Origin of the sequence: Photobacterium lucens (genome assembly GCF_009873615.1) — a bacterium.
Taxonomy (GTDB): Bacteria; Pseudomonadota; Gammaproteobacteria; order Enterobacterales; family Vibrionaceae; genus Photobacterium; species Photobacterium lucens.
In genome coordinates, this window is the sequence record NZ_SSMG01000108.1 from 1 (window position 1) to 944 (window position 944).

Annotated in this window: 1 protein-coding gene; it reads left to right on the forward strand. The window is 31.7% G+C overall.

Features of this window, described 5'->3' with window-relative positions:
• Positions 1 to 495: 495 nt before the first annotated feature.
• On the forward strand, positions 496 to 921 hold the full coding sequence (locus E5A76_RS05425) for a YhbP family protein (RefSeq protein ID WP_053987784.1): 426 nt from the start codon (positions 496 to 498) through the stop codon (positions 919 to 921).
• The last annotated feature ends 23 nt before the right edge of the window (positions 922 to 944 follow it).

Genomic DNA, 944 nt, shown 5'->3' on the forward strand with positions numbered 1-944 from the left:
TATCTCATTAGTGAGATATGTAATGAATCAATAAGACAATTCTCTGAACAATGATCAAGGAAAGGTTGTTCTTAATTAAGATAAAGATCATCGTTTGTAGTATCACTGTTTTATTTTAAATATCCTTTTAAATCTTATAGTTATAAGATATAGCCATTTGAGCACAAAGATCCTTGATCATGCTTCCGATGTGCCAATGAATGATAAGCACCCCATCTTTTCATCGATATCCTAACCACATTGATTTTTAAGTATTTTTTGATCACATTTTTCAATGATCTTGCCTTGATCATCTTTCCAATTGATCTGACAAGTACCGTTAATTAGCCACTCATGATCATCGTTCCGATGTAAAATCAACAAGTTAAGAATCTCGCTCTTTTATTATCGATAAATTCATCATTCGATCGCTTTGATATTCGATAATCAAATATCTTTAACCGATAATAACTGACGCTATTTAACTTCATATCGACCTTAAGGAAAATTAACAACATGGATCAACAAGCGCACATAGCCACATTTATAGAGCAGCATCATTTGCTAACTTTATGTGCTTCTTTTCAGTCAAACTTATGGTGCGCCAATTGTTATTACGCTTTCGATAAACAAACAATGGCGTTATATATTATGACATCACCTGAAAGTAGACATGGTAAGTTAATGATATGTAATAAATTTATATCAGGAACTATAGCACCAGAGCCTGATGACATTAATGATATCCAAGGTGTTCAATTTTCAGGCGAGGTTAAACTACTTGAAATGGAGGAAGCTAAAAATGCTGAAAATATCTACAATCAGCGTTTTCCAATTGCAAAAAAGATCCCATCAAGTTTATGGAAAATTACGCTAAATGAATTAAAAATGACGGATAATAGGATAAAATTTGGATTTAAGCTTAGTTGGCAAAGATATTAGCTTTGTTTATATTTTAAAAGCAT